The sequence below is a fragment of the Thalassoglobus sp. JC818 genome, assembly GCF_040717535.1.
Lineage (GTDB): Bacteria > Planctomycetota > Planctomycetia > Planctomycetales > Planctomycetaceae > Thalassoglobus.
Genome location: NZ_JBFEFI010000002.1, coordinates 89,304 through 113,955 on the forward strand (window position 1 = coordinate 89,304; position 24,652 = coordinate 113,955).

The 24,652-nt window shown below is 53.0% G+C and carries 16 protein-coding genes; 12 read left to right on the forward strand and 4 right to left on the reverse strand.

The window, feature by feature from the left end; all coding sequences use genetic code 11:
* Window positions 1-96: 96 nt before the first annotated feature.
* Entirely contained in the window at window positions 97-3,258 is a 3,162-nt protein-coding gene (locus tag AB1L42_RS04865; protein ID WP_367051930.1) for a DUF1549 domain-containing protein, read from the reverse strand.
* Window positions 3,259-3,610: 352 nt separating this feature from the next.
* Here AB1L42_RS04865 and AB1L42_RS04870 point away from each other — a divergent pair, with 352 nt between their 5' ends.
* The 5 genes from AB1L42_RS04870 to AB1L42_RS04890 all read left to right on the forward strand — a co-directional run bounded on the left by AB1L42_RS04870 (window position 3,611) and on the right by AB1L42_RS04890 (window position 10,643).
* On the forward strand, window positions 3,611-7,273 hold the full coding sequence (locus tag AB1L42_RS04870) for a hypothetical protein (RefSeq protein ID WP_367051932.1): 3,663 nt from the start codon (window positions 3,611-3,613) through the stop codon (window positions 7,271-7,273).
* Window positions 7,274-7,326: 53 nt separating this feature from the next.
* Window positions 7,327-8,409 carry a tetratricopeptide repeat protein gene (locus AB1L42_RS04875; RefSeq protein WP_367051934.1) on the forward strand — a complete coding sequence of 361 codons (1,083 nt, stop codon included), beginning with the start codon at window positions 7,327-7,329 and terminating at the stop codon, window positions 8,407-8,409.
* Window positions 8,410-8,627: 218 nt separating this feature from the next.
* Window positions 8,628-9,470 (forward strand): MotA/TolQ/ExbB proton channel family protein, encoded by an 843-nt coding sequence (locus tag AB1L42_RS04880; RefSeq protein WP_367051936.1) that lies wholly within the window; start codon window positions 8,628-8,630, stop codon window positions 9,468-9,470.
* A 65-nt stretch (window positions 9,471-9,535) separates the two neighbouring features.
* Window positions 9,536-10,018 (forward strand): biopolymer transporter ExbD, encoded by a 483-nt coding sequence (locus tag AB1L42_RS04885; protein WP_367051938.1) that lies wholly within the window; start codon window positions 9,536-9,538, stop codon window positions 10,016-10,018.
* A gap of 136 nt (window positions 10,019-10,154) precedes the next feature.
* The gene (locus AB1L42_RS04890) at window positions 10,155-10,643 is read left to right on the forward strand and encodes a biopolymer transporter ExbD (protein ID WP_146509906.1); all 489 of its coding nucleotides are present in this window, start codon (window positions 10,155-10,157) and stop codon (window positions 10,641-10,643) included.
* A 50-nt stretch (window positions 10,644-10,693) separates the two neighbouring features.
* Here AB1L42_RS04890 and mnmA read toward each other — a convergent pair whose 3' ends face one another.
* Window positions 10,694-11,794: a tRNA 2-thiouridine(34) synthase MnmA gene (gene mnmA, locus AB1L42_RS04895; protein WP_367051941.1), complete on the reverse strand. Its 1,101-nt coding sequence runs from the start codon at window positions 11,792-11,794 to the stop codon at window positions 10,694-10,696.
* Window positions 11,795-11,896: 102 nt separating this feature from the next.
* Between mnmA and AB1L42_RS04900 the strand changes: the two genes are divergently transcribed.
* Entirely contained in the window at window positions 11,897-12,124 is a 228-nt protein-coding gene (locus tag AB1L42_RS04900) for a hypothetical protein (RefSeq protein WP_367051943.1), read from the forward strand.
* Window positions 12,121-14,202 carry a PQQ-binding-like beta-propeller repeat protein gene (locus tag AB1L42_RS04905; RefSeq protein WP_367051945.1) on the forward strand — a complete coding sequence of 694 codons (2,082 nt, stop codon included), beginning with the start codon at window positions 12,121-12,123 and terminating at the stop codon, window positions 14,200-14,202. Before AB1L42_RS04900 ends, AB1L42_RS04905 begins: the two co-directional genes overlap by 4 nt.
* Before the next feature lie 57 nt (window positions 14,203-14,259).
* On the opposite strand, the gene AB1L42_RS04910 is transcribed toward AB1L42_RS04905, so the two are convergent.
* The gene (locus AB1L42_RS04910) at window positions 14,260-17,967 is read right to left on the reverse strand and encodes a class I tRNA ligase family protein (protein WP_367051947.1); all 3,708 of its coding nucleotides are present in this window, start codon (window positions 17,965-17,967) and stop codon (window positions 14,260-14,262) included.
* Window positions 17,968-18,376: 409 nt separating this feature from the next.
* Window positions 18,377-18,730 (reverse strand): hypothetical protein, encoded by a 354-nt coding sequence (locus AB1L42_RS04915; RefSeq protein WP_367051949.1) that lies wholly within the window; start codon window positions 18,728-18,730, stop codon window positions 18,377-18,379.
* Window positions 18,731-19,031: 301 nt separating this feature from the next.
* Here AB1L42_RS04915 and AB1L42_RS04920 point away from each other — a divergent pair, with 301 nt between their 5' ends.
* The 5 genes from AB1L42_RS04920 to AB1L42_RS04940 all read left to right on the forward strand — a co-directional run bounded on the left by AB1L42_RS04920 (window position 19,032) and on the right by AB1L42_RS04940 (window position 24,579).
* Entirely contained in the window at window positions 19,032-20,201 is a 1,170-nt protein-coding gene (locus tag AB1L42_RS04920; protein WP_367051951.1) for a hypothetical protein, read from the forward strand.
* A 105-nt stretch (window positions 20,202-20,306) separates the two neighbouring features.
* Entirely contained in the window at window positions 20,307-21,524 is a 1,218-nt protein-coding gene (locus tag AB1L42_RS04925) for a hypothetical protein (RefSeq protein WP_367051953.1), read from the forward strand.
* 144 nt (window positions 21,525-21,668) lie between these two features.
* A complete protein-coding gene (locus AB1L42_RS04930) occupies window positions 21,669-22,967 on the forward strand; it encodes a glycoside hydrolase family 15 protein (RefSeq protein ID WP_367051955.1) in 1,299 nt (432 codons plus the stop codon).
* Window positions 22,968-23,483: 516 nt separating this feature from the next.
* A complete protein-coding gene (locus tag AB1L42_RS04935) occupies window positions 23,484-24,173 on the forward strand; it encodes a hypothetical protein (RefSeq protein ID WP_367051957.1) in 690 nt (229 codons plus the stop codon).
* Window positions 24,174-24,294: 121 nt separating this feature from the next.
* Complete coding sequence (locus AB1L42_RS04940; RefSeq protein ID WP_367051959.1) at window positions 24,295-24,579, forward strand: DUF427 domain-containing protein; 285 nt, start codon at window positions 24,295-24,297, stop codon at window positions 24,577-24,579.
* The last annotated feature ends 73 nt before the right edge of the window (window positions 24,580-24,652 follow it).

The window sequence follows — 24,652 nt, forward strand, 5'->3', positions numbered from 1 at the left end:
AGTTGCTCTTTCCTGTGCACTCGCTTGCGCTGTTTCAGTAGGTAAATAGGCTGTGTTTGCTCGTGCGAGCGAGAACGAGCCAAACCTGAAGATGTTCTAGTCGATGTAGATGAATTCGTTCGAATTCAAGAGGACGTGACAGAAGTCAACGAGTTGAGACGGCGGAGCACTCGAGAAACTTTCCACACACAGTTCGCGGTTGTGAACGCTGTCGAAGAGTGCTTTGCTACCTCCGTTGAAGTTCCATTTACCGACGATCTGTTCCGCATCGGTGTTGGCTTCGGGGTTAGAAATCTCGTCTTCGGTGAGAGCTGACTGGAACAGATGCAGATCGTCGATCCAGCCATCCCAGCGATGGCGATTCTGTCGAACACGTCCTCCCACAACAAACGGGAGGCGGTTCGTTTCTGATTTGACGACTCGATGGTCAGCATGTGTCACCGTTTGCTCATTGGTGATGAGGTTCCGAACGACAAACGTGATGCCGTTGGCGGTCTGGTCCTCGAGGTCGACTGAGACAGCGACGAAGTAAGGTCGATTCAAGTCCAGGTGAATTCCGGACCGGACAACTTCGTAGGTTCGCTCTCCGGAAGAGTTCTTCCCGACCAGTTGCAGAATGAGATGCCTTGGTTGATGAGAAGACTTGGTCGAAGTCACTCCCAGCGACCAGCCAGATGTTTCAGAATCAGAGTTCCAGCTGGAGGCGATTGTTCTGACTGAAGCATCCGGATAGATCGACCGCAGTAGGAGAGTGGCCGAGACTGTGAATTGATCCCGGGGAAGTCCTTCAGTATCGACGGTCTGGACCGGAGACGCCAAGGGAGTTTCTTTGACTTCGAGCACCTGCGTATTGGTTTTCGCTCGAACGACTTCCTCAACGACGGTGCTGGTCTCCTGAGATTCTTCGAGGAAACGAAGCGTTCGATTTAATTCCTGTTCTGTGGGTGGACGTTGCAAAGCGGTGAGATATGCATCGCGGATTTGTGATTCGAGGCCGCGATCGTTCGATTTCACAAGTCGTTTGGCGAAGTCCTCTGCATGTCCCAAGGTCTGCTCCCCATTGATCAGTAATAACGACTGAGAGGGGGACGTTGTGATGTTTCTGGAGGGGCTGCTGGTGATCCGATCAGGGAAGTCGAACAGATCGAGCAGGGGGTCTCTGGTGTTGCGGATTACCTTGTTGAAGATCGTGCGGCGATGAGAGTCCGGCTCCGCAGGCGGGCCTCCGGATTCAAGATCGAGAGTACCCGCGACAGAGAGTTGTGCATCGCGGATTTGTTCTGCGTTCAGCCGGCGAACGTTGAACTTCCACAGGAAGCGGTTTTCCGGGTCAATTTGTTCGGCGCCTTCGTTCGAAGTGAGTGATGACTGGCGATAGGCTGCGGAGCAGACAATTTCTCGGTGCAACCATTTGAGGCTCCAGCCGTTTTCAACGAATCGAGTGGCCAGCCAGTCGAGCAGTTCCGGATGAGTCGGAGTTTCTCCAAGGTGACCGAAGTCGCTGGGGCTGTTGACGATGCCAGCACCGAAGTGCTGCTTCCAAATCCGGTTGACGATGACTCGAGTTGTGAGCGGATGATTTTCCTTCGTGAGCCAGTTCGCGAGAGTTGTTCTGCGTCCAGTTGTCGGTTCGGGGAGATTCAGTTCTGCGATGTTGGCTGACTTTGGGTCAAAGATCGTCAGAAACCCGGGTTCGATTTCTCCCAGTCGCTCTTTGCTGGGAATAAAAACCTCGGGCGCTTGGTCCCCGAACTCGGAGATAGATCGTCCTTTGGGAAGAGGTTCCGGTTTGAGGTGATCGAACTCAGCGAGCTCTTTCTGGAGAGCGTCCCATTTCTTCTTTTCTTCCCCTTTGAAAGTTGTGGGAAGTGTTCTGTAGCGATCAAGAACTTGCAGGTAGACAAGGTGGCTCAGTTGATTGTCGAGTGAGCTGCGCGTTTCAGCGGGTTGATTGTAGATCTCCTGAATCTCTTCAGGGAACATCATCACCATTTTACGTTCGAGCTCTTTGAGTTTGGGTGTCTTAAGTTCATCAAGCTGTTGACGAATGCTTTCCGTTGAAGCTTCCCATTCGCTCAGTTGGTCTTCGTAGCGAGCCATTTCTTCCGGAGAAGCGAGGATCTTCTCGTCGTCGAGTGCAATGTTCGCGAAGAACGCTTGAAGGCGGAAATAGTCTTTCTGAAGGATGGGATCAAACTTGTGGTCGTGACACCGGGCGCATCCCATTCCGACCCCGAGGAATGTATCACCAACGGTATCAGTGATGTCGTTGAGCATGTCCTGCCACTGAGTACGAACATCTCGCTGGTTGTACTCATAGATTCCGCATCGCAGAAATCCCGTGGCAGCGATGGCTTCGGGGTCATTGGGAGCGATTTCGTCGCCGGCGATCTGTTCTCGCACGAACTGATCGAACGGTTTGTCGGAATTGAAAGCTTGAATGACATAGTCTCGGTACCGCCAGGCATTCGGGCGGTAGTCGTCCTTTCGATATCCGTCTGACTCTGCGTATCGCACAAGATCCAGCCAGAACTGCGCCCAGTGCTCGCCGTATCGCGGGCTGTCGAGCAGATCATCGACAAGATGTTCGTAGGCGTCGGGCGAGGTGTCGGCGAGAAACGCATCGACTTGCTCAGGAGTTGGTGGTAAGCCGGTCAAATCGAAATAGAGTCGTCTCAAGAGAGTGAGCGAACCGGCTTCGTCGCTGGGAGCAAGACCGTTCTCACTCATCTTGCGGAGAAGAAATCGGTCGATGTCATTTCGAGGCCAGTCTGTTGGTTCGACTTGCGGAACGGCGGGATCGCGAAGCGGTTGAAATGACCAGAACTGGCGGTCTTCGTCCGTGATTTTGTCTGCGGAATCGACCGAACGAACTGTGCGATCTCCACCCGGCCAGGGAGCACCCAAATCAACCCACTTCACCAGGATGTCGACTTCCTTCTCGGAAAGCTGACCTGCTGGGGGCATCTCGTAAGATTCGTATCGAATCGCTTCGACCAGCAGACTCTCGTCCGCCTTGTGAGGCGTAACAGCTGGACCGCTTTCTCCGCCGGAGAGAATATTCGAGATTGAGTCCAGTTTTAGCCCGCCTTTACTCACTTCTCCACTGTGACACTCATAGCAGTGTTTGACCAGCAATGGTCGAACGCGCGATTCGAAGAATGCCAGCGTCTCGGGATTGATTTCCGTCTGAACCGCAATCTCTTCCGTCGCAGGGGGTTCCGAAGCTGTCGCGACAACTCCGGTGAGACTCAACACGAAAATGAGGCATATCTTGTCGAGGGCGCGAAACGATTTCGAAGAAAATTCGCAAATGATCATCAATTCACCAGAAGACGCAGCTATGTAATGAGGTAACCCTGACACACCCTCGTTTTGGGTTTTGTGTTAAATGGACGGACTTGGATTTTTCGTGATTCTCGATATAGAGTATGTCATTGGTGGATTCGAATGCGAGTTCACCTGAGATTACTGAGGCGAAATAACGCCTCCGGTTCCTGTCAGCATCCGACTCTTTTCAGAGAATCTCTTGAAGACGTGGAGTCTGTTTCAACGTTTTCACGGATGGTAACGATCCGACTGAATGTGCCCAAAAGGACGGTTGCGCTTTATGATGCTCCCTCGTCGGTGTTGTATTCTTCTCATCATTGTGTCGCTGACCCTGTGTCTCTGCACGAACACCAGACTTCTGGCTGCAGAACCGGTGCTGGAGTTTGTCGAAGGTCTCCGCCAGCGTGGATATTATGACACAGCTCTGGAATACCTGACCGAAATCGAAAACCGTCAGAACCTTCCCCAGAACATCGTTGACGTTCTGGCCTACGAACGAGCTGAAACGCTTCTGCAAAATGCTCGTCGATTGAAGAACCTCGACGATCAACGCAAACAGCTGGATGCTGCGCAAGCATCATTCGAACAATTTGTGAAAGCCTCTCCAAATCACCCGCTCGCTGGTCGAGCGAATACCGCACGCGGACGAATTCTTCTCGAGAAAGCTCGTGTCGAAATATGGGATGGAGATAAACCTTCTAACGCGGGTAGCCGCGATCTTTACCGACAGAACGCTCGCGACCTCATTCAACAGGCTCGAGGCATCTTTCAGCAGGCAGTCGGACAGCATGAAAAAGCTGTGAAAGCGTTTCCGACGTTTATTCCTCCTGAAAACAAGGAGATGAGGGCGGAGCGAGCCGAGGCGGAGTCTCAGTTCATGGAAGCTGAGCTCGATCTCACTCAATGCAAATACTGGGAAGCTCAAACCTACGACCGGGGCAGCGAACAGCACAAAAAAATCCTCACCGAAGCTGCCTTCGAGTTTGAGAAAATTCACGAGCGCTATCGTAGTCAGCTGGGTGGTCTTTATGCCCGAATGTGGCAAGGGAAGTGTTTTGAAGAGCAGGACGAAATCGGAATTGCACTTGGAATTTATGAAGAGATTCTAGGGCACGAAGGTCGTTCGGATGCGATGCGAAGCTTGAAGGATTCTGCACTTCGGTTTCGATTGATCTGTCTCAATCATGAACAACGTGAAGACTATAAGTTGGTTGTTCTCGAAGCGGAGGAATGGCTGCGAGATGCTCGAACTCGATCAAGAACTGATGTCGGGTTGGGAATTCAATGGGAGCTGTGTCGCGCTCTCGAAGTCCTGGGAGTCGATCGAACTCTCTCGGAAACCGAGCGACGAAACAATCTCACCGAAGCACTGAACCGAGCCCGCACGATTGCACGTTTTCCGGGAGAACTGAAAACTCCTGCTTCCGCGATGATTCAGCGTTTGATGGTCGCGCTCAATCGTGATCCCGGCGATCCGAAAGACTTCGATACCGCTTACGGCAATGCTGGTCAGATTTATGAGGAAGTCAATTCCTTCAATCAAGCGATCAATCAAGCCAAACTCGACGGCAACCTCGCACAAGCCAAAGAGATTCAGGAAACACTGATTGCGACCGCTGGGGAGATGGCGAGGCTTTATGATTTGGCGATTCGGTTTGTTCAGGCGGACACCGATCCGATCATGGTCAACATCGCCCGATTGAGACTGGCTTACGGTTACTTGCTCCAGCAGAAATATCTCGACGCTGGCGTTGTGGCCCAGTATCAGATGGACAAGTACGGTGATGCGTTTCCCGAAGTTGGACGGGAAGCTGGTTTCATCGCGATGACGGCCTTTGACTACGCATACTCCGATGCTTCTCCGGGGAACCGAGAGTTCGAAGCAGCCATGGTCAAAGCGATGGCGGAGAAGCTCGCCAGCCGATGGCCGGATTCCGGCCGAGCGAATGACGCTCGAAATGCTGTGGCGAAGATCGCGTTTCAGGATGGAGACCTCCTCGGGGCGGCCGAATGGTGGGATCAGGTACCACAAGGTTCCTCCGATTACGCGAACGCACAGATCCGATCCGGAAAGGCATACTGGCGTCAGTACGATCTTGAAGCATCCAAACCCGCTCTCGAACGTCCCACTCCCGAGCAGTTGAACGAATGGAAAGCCGCTGCGATTCAACGTCTTCAGACGGGAATCGCGGAAGCAGAGAAGAACATTCCCGCGGAAAAACCGCTGCCTGACGAAGTCGTCAGCGCGAAACTCTCGCTTGTCAGTATCCGCAACATGGATGGGATTTACGAAACTCCCAAAGATGGGCCGACCGGTGCGATCGAGCTGTTGACCGTCGGTCCTCACTCGGTCATCGCCAGTGTTTCCGTTGCTGATGGAGAATCTCGTCCGACTGAACCTTCGAGTGCGAAGAGCCGAGAAATGGCCAGCTTCGCCTATCAACAGCTTCTGCGAGCATATATCGGGATCAAGAATCTCGACGAAGCTCGGAATGCAAGGATGCAGCTGGAACAAGTCGCTGGGAGCGACGACGCAGCGGCGCTGACGCAGATCTTTGTCTCATTCGGAAGAGAACTCGAACAAGAACTGGAACGCTTGAAAGCTTCCGGTGAGAACGAACGTGTTCAGGAAGTTCGAGAAGGTTTCGAAGGCTTCTTGAATGACCTCTCGAACCGAAAAGAAGGACAGACCTTCTACTCCATGCTGTGGATCGCGGAAACATTCGCGAGTCTTGGAGATGCCAGCCGCGACGACCAGCAGAAGTCCGAAGAGTATTTCACCAAGTCTTCCGACATCTACCGTCAGATCGTCGAACGAGCCGGTAGCGAGCCCGACTTCGTTTCCGATCCACGTCAGATCACTTCGACCAAACTTCGACTCGTCAATACGCTCAGACGAAAGCCAGAGTTCCCCGCCGCGGAGACTGTCATCCTCGAAATTCTGCAAGAGAGTCCCAACGCTCCTGATGCACAGTTTGAGGCAGCATCGCTTTATCAGGATTGGGGACAGCAGGGCGGACCTGACGCACTCGAACACTTTCAGATGGCGATTGCCGGTCAGAAGGAACCGATTCGAGTGTGGGGTTGGGCATACACCGCTCAAGCTTTGCAGCGAGCGATCTTCGGAAAAGACGATCCTCGAATGGAACAACTGCACTTTGACGCGAGATACAACCTCGCGGAAACAGAGTTTCAGTATGGAATGACAGCCCTCGACAACGAAACTTCCGTCGAGCACCTGCGTCGAGCCCAGGCTGCCATCTCCGGATTTCAACGAGTTTCAAATCGCTGGCCGGATGCGGAGTATCAGCGTTTCAACAAGCTCTATCGTCAGGTCCTCGAAGCACTCGGAAGTCCGGTCGTTGATCTCCCGCGCGACGTCGATCGTCCGCAAACTTCTCCAGATAATCCTGTCGAACAAGTGGCTCAACAAACCGATCCGACCACTGCGACCGAAGACTCAGCAGCCGCTACTCCCGAAAGCTCGAGTAGTCCACTTTTGATGATCCTACTTCTGGTCGTGGGTGGAGCGGCGGTTGCCGGGCTCTACTTCCTTGCAGTCGGTCAGAACAAGCGGAAGTACTCCAAGTATCAAAACTCGTCAGGGACGCCAGCGACGAAGAGTCCTGCTCCGGCGGAATCAATTCAGTTCGACAATGTCTTCGAAGCACCGGCTGATGTCGCTCCAGTGATCAACGTGCCTGATCAAGTCACCGCCGTCAAAGCTCCACCGATTGTGACCAAGAAGTCAGCTTCCGCGACAAAGTCAACGGCTGATGCTCCGGTGAAAAAGAAACGCAAGCTCACCGAAGAAGAAGTGAAGAAGATCAAAGCGGCCAGAGCGGCCAAGGCAGCGAAGCAAAAAAGTGCCTCAGACGGAAAGTCCGCAACAGGGGAAACGCCGACGAAGAAGCGTCGCCCCAAACCGCCGAGTTCCGAGTAGCTATTCAGCGATTCATTCGAAGTCACCCCACAGTTTTCCAAAAGCGCAAAGCAATGCAGATCACTCCGACTCGTCGTCTTTTCGTAGCAGCACAGTCTCTTGTGTTGTTGCTCTTCAGTCCCGTGCTCGGGCAGGAAATTGACACTGTCTACCTGAAGGGCGAAGCGAAGCCTGTTGCAGGAGAAATCACGGCTGTCGACAAGACGTCTGTGACCGTCAATCAAAAAGTCGCGAGGAAAGATGTGCCGGTCCCGGCGAATACAATTTCGTACATTGCCTGGAGTGGCGAGCCGCCGACGCTCAATTTGGCTCGCAGTAATGAACGTGCTGGAAACCTCTCAGAAGCTGTGGCAGGTTATCAGGAAGCATTGTCGGCGATTGGTTCTGATAACCCCGATATTAAGAGAGACGTGGAGTTCTTCCTGGCTCGGACGACTTCCAAACTCGCACAGGCAGATCCGGAACAACTCCAGGCAGCGATTCAACAACTGCGACAGTTTGCCGAGCAGAATCGAAACTTCTATCGCTACTACGACACTCAAATTCTCCTCGCGGAGACTGCACTTCTCGCGAATGATGTTTCCTCAGCTGAGGCAGCTTACACGGTTCTCGAACAGTCTCCCTGGCTCGATTACCAGATGGCAGCAAAGATTGGACGGGCGAAGACATTGCTGGCCCGAAACGACATTGCAGCTGCCAAGCAGGTGTATGACGAAGTCGCTTCGAGCAATCCATCTTCTCCGGCTGAAAAGGCGAAACAACTGGAAGCGATGTTAGGTCAGGCGGAATGTCTTCAGCGCCAGTCTGCTTACGATCAAGCTGCCGACATTCTTCAAACGGTCATCGATCAAACTTCAGCAGAGGAAAGCCGCGTTCTCGCCGAAGCATATCTGAGGCTCGGCGACGGATACGCTGCCCAAGGTCAGAAAGTGAAGGAAGCAATTCTTGCTTACCTGCATGTGGATGTCGTCCCATCTCTGGCTTCTCATGCAGACTTGCACGCGGAAGCCCTCTATCGTCTCGCTCAGCTCTGGCCTGTAGTCAGTCAGCCCGCGCGGGGAGCGGATGCTTCTGCAAAACTCGAAGCCGATTATCCCAACAGCCCATGGGTTGAGAAGCTGGGAAGCGGTGGCTGAATGGCGAAGAGTCGCCCGGTCATTCAGATGAATACTCCTGTTCCGATTTTGCGAGAAAGATGTCTTCATCAAACAGACAAAATCGATGGGAGTCAATGGCGACCCTCTCCACAGCGTCTTATGATTCTTTGAATTTCAAGTCTTAAACATCTCAAGAACACTCTCACGGTCGACAGTTTCCCCCCACTGCGCGGCCGCTGTTGTTAGCGGAGAATATGATGCTTTCTCGTCTCAGTGGACAACGCCGTATCTGGCAGGCAACCTCTCTGATGATGGTCATCATGGCCATGCTGATCGCTTCGGTTCCGAATGCAGGTTGGGCATTCCAGGACGATGGAGCCACCGAATCTGCTCCAGCGGCAACCGAGAACGCTGCCGATGATTCAGCGACCGAAGCCGAAGCACCAGCAACGGCTGCACGAGAGACCATGCTCAGTTGGATGATTCGCTCATCCGGGTATTTCGGAGCTGTGTTGCTTCTCATTTCATTCATCATGGTGGCTGTCATCATGATGAATCTTCTTCAGGTGCGAAGAGATAATCTTCTGCCGGAAGAATTCGTGATTGCTTTCGAAGAGAAGCTGACCGCGAAAGACTATCAGGGGGCCTATGAAATCGCCCGCAGCGACGAATCACTGATCGCTCGAGTTCTCGCAGCAGGTCTCGGACGATTGAATCGAGGCTACGAAGAAGCTATCGAAGGAATGCAGGAAGTTGGCGAAGAAGAGAGCATGATGATGGAACATCGCCTCAGCTATCTGGCACTGATCGGTTCGATCGCTCCGATGATCGGATTGATGGGAACGGTTTGGGGTATGATCCAGTCGTTCCGTGAAATCTCGACCGCTGCCACAGCACCGAAACCAAAAGACCTCGCAGACGGAATCTCCACCGCGTTGTTTACGACTCTCGAAGGACTCGTTGTCGCGATTCCTGCGATCATCGCTTACGGTCTGCTTCGCAACCGCGTCAGCCGACTTCTCTTGGAAGTTGGTCGAGTGAGCGAAGGACTCATGGCTCGCTTTTCAGCAGTTGGAAAAGCTGGCACTGAAAAGGCCTGATCACAGGTCAAACCGGATCGATCCAGCAGTAAGGTTGATTTCAGTCGCCACTTCTGAGTGAAACAATGAAGATCAAACACGCCAAGCCCACGATCGTCGAAGCGGATATGACTCCGATGATCGACATGACGTTTCAACTGATCGCGTTCTTCATGATCGTGACGAATTTCGAGCAGACTCAAGCAGACGAGCGAGTCAAGTTGCCTGCCGACAAGCTCGCACGTCCTCCGAAAGTTGCCCGCGAAAACGATATCGTTTTGAATGTCGGATTCGATCGAAACGAGCTTGGCCAGAAGATCAGCGAGGAACCGGGAATCTTTTATGGAGATCAGCCGATTCCGATTCGCGACTACTTCCCGCGACTGAAAGATGAATACACCCTCGCTGCCAAGCAATTCGGCGAGGCTGAAGCCCGGGACCGGACCATCGTCATTCGTGCCGATGGAGATGTCCCCACAGGCTTGATACAGGAACTGATCAAGCTGGGACAGGAGGCAGGCTTCGAGAAGTTCGCCTTGAAAGCCAAGTCTGACGACGAAGCAGGATAGCTTCGGAATATTGTTGAAGTCGTGAGTTGATCAGAACACGCCGCCATTCGATTTCAATTAATCCACAGCAACTCAGCTTTCTCGGAAGGTTCACATCCCTGACTCAGGTGATGCTGCAAAGAGCAGAGATTAATCGATGAAATTTCGCAAACGAGAAACCGATACCAAAGTCGACATTCAAATGTCGGCCATGATCGACATCGTCTTTCAGCTGCTGATTTTCTTCCTGCTCACACTGAAGATCATTCCGCCAGAAGGGGATTTCAACATCAACATGCCGATCGGTGCTGTCGCCAATGCGAATGACGACATTCCACCGATGGATCTCAAGGTGAAACTTGAAGCGAATCCAGATGGCACCCTGAAACAGCTTTACTTCGGAAGTCGTGCTCTAGGAAATGACTTCCCATTCTGTTTCGAACGGTTGAATCAAGACATCGCTGCGATCGCTGGAGGTCAGCAAGGCTACAGCGATGACCTCGAAGTTGAACTCGATCCAGACTACGGTCTTCACTATCGCTACATTGTGAAAGCCATCTCCGCATGCCGCGGCCGCATTCAGGGAGACCAGCAGGTCACCTATATCGAGAAGATCAAATTCGCTCCGGTCGATCGACCGGAATAGAGAGTCTTTCAACTCGCGAGCGAAGAGCCGATAAGAACTGTTGCGGCGCTCTATCGAATCCAGCCGCCACCGAGAACTCGATCATCCTGGTAAATGACAAGTGCCTGTCCGGGCGCGACTCCGAATTGCGGCTGTTCAAATTCGACTCGAATCAGGTCGTCTTCTTCACGATAGACCACGCACTCACCGGGAGTGTGCTGATATCTGATCTGTGCTGTGGCATGAAGTGGAAACTCCAGGTCCTCTTTCAGCCAGTTCAGTCGATCAGCTTCAACCGAAGTCCTGCCGAGTTCGTCTTTTGTTCCGATGACGACTCGACGCGTTTCCGGTTCAATGCGAACGACAAAACGTGGCTCGCCGAATGCGATTCCGAGACCTCGCCGCTGACCAATCGTGAACTTTTCGTATCCGCCATGCTCTCCGAGCACAGCTCCGGACGTATCGACGAGTTCTCCAGCAGTCTCTTGTGGACCACGGTAGTCGTAGAGAAATCGCGCGTAGTCGTTGTCCGGGATAAAGCAGATTTCCTGGCTGTCAGGTTTGTTCGCGGTTCGAATTCCGGCATGCTCAGCGAGCCGACGAAGCTCTGTTTTCTGATATCCCCCGACGGGAAACAGGATTCGATCGAGAAGGTCACGTTCGATACCGAACAGAACGTACGACTGGTCCTTACTCGCATCGAGGCCGCGATACAATCCGGGTCGGTCTTCTCCTTCTGCAGGTGCGAGTTGAGCATAGTGGCCCGTCGCAATGTGGTCCGCACCGACATGTATTGCGAAGTCCCAGAGCTTGCCGAATTTCAGCCAGACGTTGCACATCACGCAGGGATTCGGAGTTCTCCCAGCGAGATACTCGTCAGCGAAATAGTCCTTGATTTGTCCGAATGCATCGCTGAAGTTCAATGCGTGAAACGGAATGTCGAGGGCGTCAGCCACTCGTCTTGCATCCGCTGCATCGGAAGCACTGCAACAGCCTTGTTTGTGTGATTTCGCGTCGACAATCGGAAGCCCACCGATTCCGGTCTCGCAGGCATCTTCAGAGACACCGGAGCGCATGAAGAGTCCCACAACCTCGTAACCTTGCTCTTGAAGAAGCCAGGCTGAGGCTGAGCTGTCAACTCCACCACTCATTGCCAAAACGACGCGCGACATTGGGGAAAACGTTTGAAGAACAAGAAATCAGCATGCTGGATGACAAAAAATCAAGCACTCTATGACCCGTATACGCTTCTATCTTAGTCAAAAGGGGTCAAAATGGTAGATGATCCACTCCAAAGCTTGTCGAAAGAACTCGCCGTGCCGCAAAAACCGTTTCTGAACACTCTCGGATTTCTGATGCAATTTGCTGCACTCACGTTTCTTCCGCTGTTGATTCTGTGGCAACTGAACTTCGGTTTTCAATTGATTTGGATGCCTGCACTGACCACGGTGGGAGTGGTCGTCTTTTATATCGGTCACAGGCTGCGCGAGAACGACGAATGAGCTGGGCACCGGGACGGCGACGCGGAACTCTGGTTTCACAGCTAATCGGATCGACACTTCTGGTTCTGATCCTCGTTCAGGAAACGTTCAGTCAACCGGTCCCGATTGTCCCATTGCAGACGCCTCAACGACCTGCCGAAGCTCGGTTGCCGGGTTCAGAAGTTCTGGGTGCTCCGGTTCGTTTTCCGATTGTGACGGAGACCGATTCTCAGCTGGAACGAGCGTTCGAGTCGATCAAATCGCTGTTGCAGAACGATCAACTCGACACAGCCCAACAGCAATTACAACTACTCGAAGACGATTCCGCAGGTCGCCTGGTATCGCTCGACAACCGGCGGCGAGTGGAATTCCAGTTGATGGTCGATCTGCTCTTCCCCGAAATGGAAACAAGCACGCGGAAGGACTCTCGATCCAATTCATCCGGGGAAGTGTTCTCCTCGCTTTGGAGAGACTTGCTGACGAAGTCAATAACGCCCGCTGAAGTTTTTGAATCAGCGGACCGTTCCTGGAAGGAAGGCGAATTCGAAGAAGCAAGACAGGTCTGGTTGACGCTGCTTTACTTTCAGAATTCCTCGGGACCGGCTGCTGCAAGTCGCTCAATTGGCGAGATTGAGAAAGCCGAACTTCTCAAACGATTGATCATCGCCGATGGAGTGACCGGTCGATTGCTCACAGCCCGTGAGCGACTCAATCGCTGGCGTGGAACGCTCTTAGATGTCAAAGGAGCCGTGGCTGGCGACACTGGAAACGTGGGGGAACTTCTGGGGCGATGGTTGGACCATCAGTCGTCTCTCGGACCTCAAGGCTTTGTTGCAGAACATGACTCACTTCCCTTTCAAAGAGGTCGATTCGACTTTGCCGAAGAGAAGTGGTCGATTTCGGTGGAGTTTTTAGCTGAATTATCACGCATCCCTCGACCGGTGATCTGGAACGATGTTTTGCTGGTTTCTGATCAGGGTGGGTTACGCGGGCTGGCTCTCGCTTCCGGTGAGGCTGCCTGGCCGGTCGATCGCGAAGATGCGGGGTTTCTAATCGACACTCCTCCGTTGATGGAGAACAGAGAAGTGATTCCGTTCGCTCAGGAATCGGGAAGCCTGGTCAACGACCTTTGGATTGGTCGGACGGGTGTGGCTCGGTTTGTGGTGAACCGAGTGCGAGATGAATTTCAACGTTCGCGACTGTTTGCCACCGATCTGCAGCGAGAAGGTCAAATCCGATGGACTGTAGCTGCGAATGATCTACGCTCCCATCCGAACGACGAAGCCCAATGGATCTTTTCCGGTCCGCCGCGTGTGGAGAAAGGGCTCGTTGTCATTCCGATGCGAAGTGCCGAGCCAGATTATGGTTTGCGAGTTGTGGCGTTCGATCATTCCTCCGGTGAACTTGTGTGGGATGAGCGGATTGGATCGACACTCGGAGAGACGTCAACGCCGGACCGAGTCTTCTTTGACGAGATTCACATTCAAGATCGACTGATCTTCTGGAACATCGATCAGGACGCAGTTGCCTGTCTCGACCTGTCGACGGGGCAGTTATTGTGGATCACTGCTCTCCCATCTCAAAGCTGGACTCAGGTCGACGCAGAACTCTTTGAGTCTCCGCCGATCGACGGAGCAGTCTGGGGAAGCGATCAATCTCTGTTCGCACGTGCGAAAGAGGGAATCACGCGACTTGACCCGTACACCGGAGATTTCATCTGGCATGCCTGGAGGCCGTTGGGTTCCGAGCAATTCATCGGAGTTCACGAAGGTGGGCTACTGGTCAGCGGTTCCGGGCTTGCGAGTTTGGATGTCGATACCGGAAACGTTCGATGGGAATACGAGCTTGCAGCTTCACCGATGTCGAGGAAAGTCGTTCTCGACGGAGGTTCTGTCATCGTCCCGACTGGCGATGAAGTCTGGACAATTGATGCTTACTCGGGACAGATTCTTCAGCGCGACTTCATGCAGTTGCTGACCGACAAGGATATCGAGTCCGTTGTCTTGCGAAATGAGTTGATGATCGCGGTCGGACGCGAGAAACTATCGACGTTTGAAGTCGTTCGTTTCGCTGAGTCGCCTCTGCACCTTCGTGAATAGGCGAACGACAGCAAAACCAAACGGGCTCCGCAACTGGTGAGTTGCAGCTTTCTTTCGTCAATCGAAAAGCAGGCGTTCTCGGACGTCGGTGAAAATCGACAAAACAACCGAAGCTTCTCCGGCCGAGACGGGTATTCCATCGGTGGTGGACTCGTTCATCTCCGAGGCTCGCGTCTCAGTTAGAATTGTGGGCATCCAGGTTTTCAGGACCTGATTGATCAGGTTGGAATCATCAGACGACGACCACGAGACACGAATGCGATCGTTTTCTTCGAGGTCTGCATCTTTGCGAAGTTGCTGAATGTGACGAATTAAGTCGCGAGCCATTCCTTCGTGAACCAGTTCCTCGGTCAGCTTCGTCGACAACGCAATCTGAATTCCATCAGCATCTGCGCTGGCCCAGTCCGTTGCTTGTTCGACGCTTACCAGAACATCATCCGGACCCAGAACGACATCTTCGCCGTTGATGGAGATGGTGACGGACTGACCGTTCCGCAGTGGAGCCAATTCAGAGCCTTCCATCTCCGGTAGCTGTTTGCGAATGGCACCGAGAAGTTTTCCGTACTTCGGACCGAGAGTCTTTAGATTCGGTTTAAAGATGTAATTCACAAGATCGTCGAGATCGCTTACTCGCTGGACGGATTTCACATTTAACTCGTCGCCAATGACATCGAGTGAATGCTCCAATGCTTCCGCGACAGCTTGATCCTGACAGGCGAAGCGAAGCTCGGCAAGAGGCTGTCGAACTCGCAACTCTGCTGTTTCTCGCAATCGATGTCCCATTCGAACAAGTGTTTGAATGGCCTGAACGCGGGCACTTAATTCGGGATCGAGCTTCGCTGAGTCGACTTCCGGATAGTCGCACAGATGCACAGAAACAGGGTTCCCCCCGTCGTCGGTGGACACGAGGTTTTGATAGATTCTTTCACTTAAGAAGGGAATCGCTGGTGCCAGCAGTTTCGAAAGAGTCACGAGGACTTCATACAGTGTCTGATAGGCAGCCAGTTTGTCGGTGTCCCATTTCGGACCTCTATTGCTGTCGCCAGATTCACCTTGTTCGACGGCTTTCCAGAATCGGCGTCTATTGCGGCGGATGTACCAGTTGGAAAGTTCATCGATGAACTCGGTCGCTGAAGACATGAATCGAGCGACATCAAACGCCTGAAACGAATCATGGGCAGTTTGAGTGAGTTCCTGAAGCCTGGAAAGCACCCAGCGATCGATTTCTGGACGTTCTTGCAATGGAACCGGGTCTTGCTTCGGATCGAATCCGTCGAGGACAGCGTAATTCACGAAGAATGCGTAGCTGTTCCACAGCGGGATGAGGACTTGTCGACGGACATTGTCCGCGGGCGTGCTGGTGACTTTGCAGGTCGGCAAGCCTTCTTTCGTCTCGGAAATCGGGCCGTCGACCGTTTCGAGTGTGACCGGTTCCTGCGGGATTCGCAGACCGAATCGCAAATCGCTAGCGGGATTCTGGGCGAGGTACATCCAGCGAAGCGTGTCGACTCCAAGTTGTTCAGCTGCTTCTTCAAACCAGATCGCTGTGCCGTCCGACTTGTGCATCGGATTGCCATGCTCATCCATGACCAGACGATGTCCGAGCAGATTTCTGAACGGCATCTTTTCCTTCGGGTCATCGGTCTCGTCGTAACGCATCATCGTGGCGAGCGACAACAACGAATAGAACCAGTTGCGGAACTGACCGGGGAAGCACTCTGTGACGAGATCGGCCGGGAACCACTTTTGCCATTCGGTTTGATCGTGGTTGTACATCATCGTTGAGAACGGGACGATTCCGGCATCCAGCCACGGGTTGCCGACATCTTCGACGCGCTCAAGGAGTGCACCGGTTTTCTGGCTGCGCAGCTTGATTTTGTCGATCCAGGGTCGATGCGGAGTGTGACCTTCGAACTCGTCCCAGCCTTCTCCGCCGTCGCGGGCGCGTCGTTCCAGCTCTTCGAGAGAGCCGATCACTTCGAAGTCAGTCGGGTCTTCGGGATTGACCCAGATTGGCAGTGCGAGTCCCCAGAATCGTTTCTTGGAGATCATCCAGTCACGCATCGTCGACAGCCATTCCAGCTCTCGATCTTTCCCCTGAATGCTTTCCGGAATCCAGTTAATTTGTTCGGTGACGGCTTTAATTTCATCTCGCCAGTCCATGTTAATGAACCATTCATCCACGAGACGAAAGACGAGTTCTTCGCCGGTCCGCCAGCAGTGCGGATAGACGTGAGGATAAGTCTCTACGTAAACGAGAAGCCCTTTCTCTTTTAACGAATCGAAGACCATGTCCGCAGTGGCGGGATCGACAGCTTTCTTCCCGGTGAACGGGCCGAAGCCCTCGCTGAATGTTCCATCTTCACGGAGCGGCGCGATGGCAGGCAGGCCAACTTCCATTCCGATTTTATGGTCGACATCTCCGCAGCCCGGAGCGGAGTGAACGATTCCCGTTCCCTCGCCAGCGACAACGATCGGATTCCCTTTGAAGTCCCGTCCGCCGTCGATGACTCGATGAGATTCGACAGAATTCGGTTTGTCAGACTGGCCTCCCGTTGATGGCTGTGACGGAAAACCACCCGGCAGTTTTTGTGCATCGAGTTCATCGAATGGACCTTGATATTTCCATCCGACCATCTCCGCACCTTTAACTGTGCCGAGTTCTTCGAACCCACCTTGTTCTTTAAAGATCTGTGCGATCGTTTTTAGCTTTTGAAGCCCTTCAGGCCATTGCCATTCGGGGCGACCGAAGCCTTCTTTAAACTCTCGTTCCAGGCGTTTGAAGTTTAGATTGTCTTTAGCGAAGTAATAAACCGCCGGTTGTTCATCGCCTCGAATCTGTGCTTTTAGGCAAACGTAATCGAGATCGGGATTGATCATCGTGGCGACGTTCGACGTGAGCGTCCACGGCGTTGTCGTCCAGATGAGAAGATATGCCTTGAGTTGCTCATCGTTGGCCCCGGGTGACTCACCCGGGGCTGAATTGTTCTTGTCAACCAGTGGGAAGCGCGCGAAAACCGACTTGTGAGTGGTCAGCTTACGGCCATCCGCGACTTCCATCTGTGAGTACGCGCTGCCGGACTTTCCACCCCAGGGCATGACATCGTGCCCGAGGTAGACCTTCTTGCGTTCGAAGCACTTCTTCAGGAACTTCCAGATCGTCTCGTTGTTTTCGGTGGCGAATGTGAAATAGCTGCCACCCCATTCCGGATTTCCGAGTCGGGCGACGAGCTGTTCGGCGGGTCCTTTCTCGACGACACCTTTGGGAGTCGCGAGTTCGACTGTCTCATCGGTGTCGATTTTCGCGGCGAGCTTCCGCAGTTCGTCGGGGTTGTCCCATTCCATCCAATAGCCCAGGCGGATGGATTGTTCGGTTTGGCGGGCAGCGAAGTTCAGGACTCTACGCTTACATTCGTGAACGAACTTGTCGATACCGTATTCGGCGATGGCGGACTTGGTTCCGAGGTTCAATTGCTTTTCAACTTCGACTTCCACCCAGAGACCCTGGCAATCGAATCCGTTCTGATAGCGGAGTTCGTGCCCGGTCATTGCGAAGTATCGCTGATAGGCGTCTTTGTAGGTTCGACCCCACGCGTGGTGGACACCCATCGGATTGTTAGCAGTGATCGGCCCATCGAGGAACGACCAGGGCTTCTTCCCCTGATTCTTCTCTTGTAAGAGTCGAAAGACGTTCTGATCGCGCCAGAAGCGGAGCATTTCGTGCTCACCGGCAAGAAACTGAGCTTGATCGACTTTTTGTAACATGTTTCTCAATAACCACTTGGGAGAACGCAGGAGGTGCGGTTTCCAGTGAGGGCGAATTGCCACGGAAGCAGATGTGCGACAATCTGCAAAAGCGTTCGCGTCGCAGCGGCCTCTCCGTTGAAAACGGAATGATACTCGCATCACGCGGGATGTAAAACGCGGGAACGCCGATGTGAGCCTAAGACTGACATCGGCGTTCGCTGATTTTTGTACTATGAGAGGCGAATATCGCCTCGGTGATTTTGCAGCTGTTTGAAAGCAGGGATCAGCCAGGACGCTGACGACTGACGCTTGCGTAGCTGACGGGAAGGGCTCGCGGCTTCATTTTGATTTGAAATCAGGTCGCGAGAGTCAGTCCACCTTCTGGAGCTGGCGATCCCGATTGGATGAAGGTTCGGTTCACGATTTCTTAAAAGTCGTCGTCATCGTCGACGAAGCTATCGAAGTCATCGTCGTCGTCATCATCGTCGTCCTCGTCTTCATCATCATCGTCGAATTCGTCGTCGTCATCGAAGTCATCATCGTCGAAGTCGTCGTCATCAAAATCATCATCGTCGAAGTCGTCTTCATCGAAGTCTTCGTCGTCGAAGTCGTCATCATCAAAATCGTCGTCGTCATCATCGTCATCGTCGTCGAAATCATCGAATTCTTCGACGTCTTCATCATCAGATGCAACGATGGCGTTCCAGTGGTAATCCTGATCCAACTGGTCCGCTTCGGGGGAGCCGGCTTGAGGCGACCGCATTCCGAATGTGATGGTCATATTCTAGAGCCTTCTCGATCTCAAATGTTTCGTCCTGTCCGGCTACCATCTGCCGGCCTTTCGGTCGCTTAGGGACGTCGCTTTTCTCGCGTGTCAGTAATCGATTGAAATGGTGTTGTCAACCGCTTTTTCCCGTCGAGCACTGAATTGATCGGATCGACCGTCAAGCATGTTGAATCTGATCAATCTGGCAACACAAGTTTCTCCGAATTCTCTGTCTCATTTTGGGGATTCTGAACACTTCAGAACACGTTTGTCTTTGAGTCTTGCAGCGGCACTGGGACCACGGTAATTTTTCTTTATGAACAAGAAACCCTCGCGAAATTCTGATGATGATGTCGAAGCCCTGGCCCATGATCTGCTTGGTGTCGACCTGAATGCGTCTGACCAGGACGATGAGCCTCTCGAAGTCGATGGGCTGGGACTGGATGATCTGGGATTTGCGATCCCTGAACCGGAAGTTCCGGAAGCTGAACCGACGACGGCTGCGGAGCCAATCGCAACGTCTGATTCCGAGGAAGATCCGCTCGCTTGGATTGTTTCTGCATCGAAACAACCGCCTCGACCGAATGTCGTCAGCCCCTTCGACGACTCCGAAGATGATGACTTTGGAATCGGTCTGGTCGAAGGCAGTGCGTCCGATGACGAGGACGATTTCGAATCCGGTCTGGAAGACGACGCTTCGGAAGATGTTAGTGACACTTCCGAGATGAGCGAGCGAGACGCTTACTGGGATGCTCTCGACGAATCGAGCGAACCCTCACGTCGTAGTGGATCGCGGAAGAAGAAAGCTCCAGCTGAGGAAGCTTCCAAGTCTCGACCGAAGAAGAAGCGACGTCGAAAACCTGTTCAGGAAGAGAAAGCCGAAGAGCAGTCCGAAAAGCCGAAGAGAAGACGCAAGCCTCCGACTCGCAAGAAGGAAGTGGAATTCGAAGAAGTCGACGATGACGGCTTTGGTTCCGGAATCCTCGGACCGGAAGCGGTCGAGGACGAAGTCGTAGCAAGCTCCGCGAGTGACGAAGAGTCTTACGAAGAAGACGACTTCGAAGAGCCTGAAGTGAGTGAATCTTACGAAGACGACACGAGCGACTCCGGGGACGACTTTGGAGCAGGTCTCGATTTCGATGATGAGCCTGCAAAGCGTTCTTCGCAGCGATCCCCACAGCGGCGGCCACCAAAGCAGAAGAACGTACAACGGGAGTCTGCACGTCCCGCTCGTAAGCGACGTCCGACTGAGCCCGCTCAGGAAAAACCGACTCGTTCGAAGACGAAATCAACTTCTGAGAAACCCGCAGCCGAAGAGAAGCGGGAGAAGCCGAAGAAGAAGGACCGATACTCTGGAATCCCCAGCTGGGAAGAAGCGATTTCCCATCTCGATACGAAGAAGCAACATTCTTCGTCGGGAAAAACGTCTTCCGGAGGCCGCAGCAATCAGAGACGTGGCAGAGGTCGTCGATCGAACAAGGATTGACGGATCTTCAGCAGAATTCTGATGGCTCCCCATCCTGAGAGCGATGGCGAGTAAGACGGACACTTTTCTTAGACCGATATTGATCTGCATATTTGAGGATGATTCATGGCGAACGTCGCACAACTGGCATCTGCTGCTCTGACAGCCACAGACGGGATTCTCCGCCTTGCACCGAACTGGGTTCCCAGATCGTTTCTGCAACCGGGACGACGACTGAAGCTGCATCCGAACGATTACTACGCGTACGGAATGAATCGCGGTGGAATCGACGAGCGATGGTTCGGTTCGACGACGGAAGCTGCCAACGACAACAGAAACTGGGACGAAGGTCTCTCGTACTGTGTTCACGGTGGCGAACGATTTCTTCTCCGGGATGCTGTTGAAGAACTCAAAGGCGAGATCATTGGCGATGCCATTTGGGACAAGTACGGCAAGTGGCCTGTCTACTCGAAGTTTTTCGACAACATGGGCCCCATTCCTCACCATATGCATCAGAACGCCGAGCAGGCAGCCAAAGTAGGTCAGGAAGGAAAGCCAGAATCCTACTACTTCCCGCCTCAGATGAACGCCATCGGAAACAACTTTCCGTACACGTTCATGGGCTTTGAACCGGGAACCACCAAGCAAGACGTCATCGATTGCCTGGATCGCTGGAATGAGGGGGATAACGGAATCCTCGATCTGTCGAAAGCTTATCGACTGAAGCCCGGAACAGGTTGGCTGATTCCCCCTTGCGTGCTGCACGCTCCCGGTTCACTTGTCACTTATGAACCGCAGTGGGGAAGTGATGTCTTCGGGATGTATCAAAACCTCGTAGAAGGTCGCGAAGTGCCACGTGCTCTGCTGACCAAGGACTTCCCGGAAGAATTCCACAACGACAACGCCTACATGGTCGACGCCCTCGACTGGGAAAAGAACGTCGATCCAAACTTCAAGGATTCCAACTACCTAGAGCCGATCGTCTCCGAAGAAGGAGATGGCTGGGTCGACAAGTGGATTGTCTACGGAACCGTCGACGGGGAACAACTTTTCACCGCGAAAGAATTGACGGTTCAACCCGGTGCCAGTTGCACGATCAATGACGGAGCAGCCTTTAGTCTCATCACAGTGCAGGGTAGCGGCCTGATCGATGATTTGGTCCTCCAGTCGCCGGTCATGATTCGGTTTGGCGAAATGACCGAAGACGAAGTCTTTGTGACTGCGAAGAAAGCATCAAGCGGAGTGACCATCAAGAATACCGGCAAGGAACCGCTTGTTGGCCTTCGCTACTTCGGTCCTGGAGCGCAGCCAAGTGCCCCGGCCGTTGGAGATGCACGGAAGTAAAAGTTCAGGCAACACTCGCTGGCTCCGTTCGAAGGGGCCAGCGAGATGTTCAATCAGGCGGTGTGTGCTCGTCATCGACCAGAGTGTTTTGGTGATCAACCAATTCGGGCTTAGTCACCAATCTCAACCACGGAGGAGAGGGAGATGGACGGAATCGGAACGCAATCACCACCCGCACAATGGCTCAGTGAGAAGTCGACAGCTGCTGACATCGACCGCGTCGAGCAGTTTCTCAACGATCAGGGAACCTTTCGCTTTCCCACACTTTCTTCGGGCTTGTTCTCAGCAGCTGCTGGTGACCACGCGGAATTCGGTCTGACTGGCTATCAGAACGTTTGGGTGCGCGACAACATTCATGTCGCTCATGCGCTGTGGGTCGCAGGACAGAAAGACGTTGCGGTTCAAGCTGTCGAAGCGTTTGTTTCCTTCTATGACAAGTATCAACATAAGTTTGTCGATATCATCGAAGGCCGTGCTGACCCGTCCGATGCTCAAGCTCGACCGCACATTCGCTTTGACGGAACAGCCCTTCAAGAAAACGAAGAAGAATGGGCTCACGCTCAGAACGACGCCATTGGCTATCTGCTCTGGCTGATATGTAAGTTTCTCCGAAGTGGCGATCTGAAACCATCTCCCGAACTGCCTCAGCTTCTCGCATTGATCGTGAAGTATCTCGATGCGATTGAGTACTGGCAGGACGAAGACAGCGGGCATTGGGAGGAGACCAAGAAAATCGAAGCCAGCAGCTTGGGACCGGTCATCGCCGGGATCGAGCAATTGTTGTATTGGCTCGATGAAACAGACTCCGAACTTCCCGGGCTGACAAAGCCAGAGATTAAAGAGATCCAGGAAAAGGGGATCGTCGCTCTCGCGGAAATCCTCCCAGCCGAGTGCATTCAAACCGATCCCTCGCAGAATCGGCGCTACGATGCTGCTCTGTTGTTTCTCGCGTACCCGCTCGACATTCTCGACGAGGAGATGACGCGACAAATCGCCGAAGACGTGCGAAGCCATCTCTCCGGTCCAATTGGAGTCCGACGCTATATTGGGGACTCTTACTGGTGTGCCGACTATCGAACATTGCTCGCAGCGGATAAGCGAACAACTGACTACAGCGAAGACACTTCCTCTCGCGATGCTCTGTTGAAAGAAGGTCAAGAAGCTCAGTGGTGCATCTTCGATCCGATCCTGTCGGTCATCTATGGCCGCTTGTATCTCGAATCCCGAGATGAACAGGACCGCGAACGCCAGCTTTATCACCTTCAGCGATCGCTGGGCCAACTCACCTCAGCCGAGTCGCGGTTCGGTGCGTATCGATGCCCGGAATCGTACTTCCTCGAAGCAGGCGAGTGGATTCCCAATGACATTTGCCCGCTGCTTTGGACGCAAGGAAATCTGCTGCTGGCATTGCACTGGATGAAGCAGTCGCTGCAATCTGCCTGAGTGAACTCGAAAATCTCTCTTCTGCTCTAACGGAGAACTTTGAGCATGGATCATGAATCCACATCCGTCCCAGATACCTCATCATCTCAACAATGTGTCTGCCCTCGCTGCGGAGGAACGCTTCACGAGATCAAACAGAAGTTCGTCTGCCCCCGTTGCGGAATCGTCGAAGGCTGTTGCGAAGGTGGACGACAATAGACTTTGAGCGCACTAACGCAGCACTGGTTGTTCCTCAAAATCTTATGTGGGCTTGCGATTAACTGGGCGAATCGACGTCGTCCCGGTGAGAGGAAGTTTTAGCACTACTGCGTGTGGGTGTTATCGCTTGCGGGCGTTAACTTGTACTTCCTATTGATCGAGTTAAGACGGGCTGACTCATCAGAACTCGAAATGCTCTTGTGAGATTCTGCGACGGCAGCTTACGATTCGTCGCTGATCAAATTTGTCTGCAAACTTGGAATGCCTTGGGGGCCCGCAATGGAAGCGACTCATTCTCATTCTGATCGAGCACACATTGTGGCGATCATTGTTGTTGTCTTTTGTCTTCAACTTTTGTCTGGCTGTTGGCAAGCACCGAGCGGTCCACTCGGAGAGAAGCGAAGCGATCTCGTTGAAATCGAGAAGTTCGCCCAGATCGAATCAGGTGAGGCGATTGATGATTCCATCACTGTCAGCCCGACTGAGGGGTTCTATGCCCTCCTTGAGATTCGGCCACAAGCAAATCGTCCCGATCAACTCGGGGAATTGCCATTAACTGATCCCGGTTGTTGGCCGTTTGTGGGAATCGTTTATCCGGAAGGATCAACCGCCAACAGCCCTGAAGCGGTACAGGTCCCAATGAATTGGATGAATGAACCATCAGCTTCGGGGTGTCTGGTTCCTATAATGGGTGTACTGACGGAATTGATGAAAACTCCACAATACGCTGGAGCTGTGCAAGTCGACCGTGGAGATCCTTCCGGAAAACCAGCCGCAGCTTACTACGTCAAAGGGGAAGATCCTTCACGCGTTCCGAAGGTGAAACTCAACCTGGACCCGGACGTTCTTTCCTTCTGGACATTCTTCGGCCCGACGCATGAAACGCCGGGGAACTATCAGTTCGAGTTGCATGTTTATCCATGTTTCCGCGCAGCTCCCGGGGAGACAACAACGATCGGTCCTCCCGTCAAAGTTTATGAGGCTGCGTTTCAGATTGCGGAGCAGTAGTTTTTCTCTACCTGAGTCAGATTCTCAGACCGAATTCTTTCAGTCAAACTTAGCGCGCAAGCAACTGCGACTTGGTATAGACTGAGCAGCTGAGAGTATTCGTTAAATCCGGGAGAGACTCATGAAGGCGATTTGGAAAGAGATGGTGATTGCAGATTCGGACGAAACTGTTGTTGTCGAAGGCAATCACTATTTTCCTGCTGAGTCGGTGAACATGGATTTGCTGAAAGAGAGTTCGACTCAAACTGTCTGTGGATGGAAAGGGACGGCCAGCTACTACTCCATTCAAGTCGGGGATCAAACGAACGAAGACGCTGCCTGGTATTATCCTGATCCGAAAGCTGCGGCTGATGACATCAAAGGTCGAGTTGCGTTTTGGAAAGGGGTTCAGATCGTCGATGAATAAAGTGGTTGCTCTTTCCTGTGCGTTCGCTTGAACTTCTTTATCAGGAAGAACTCTGAGTTTGCTCGTGCGAATG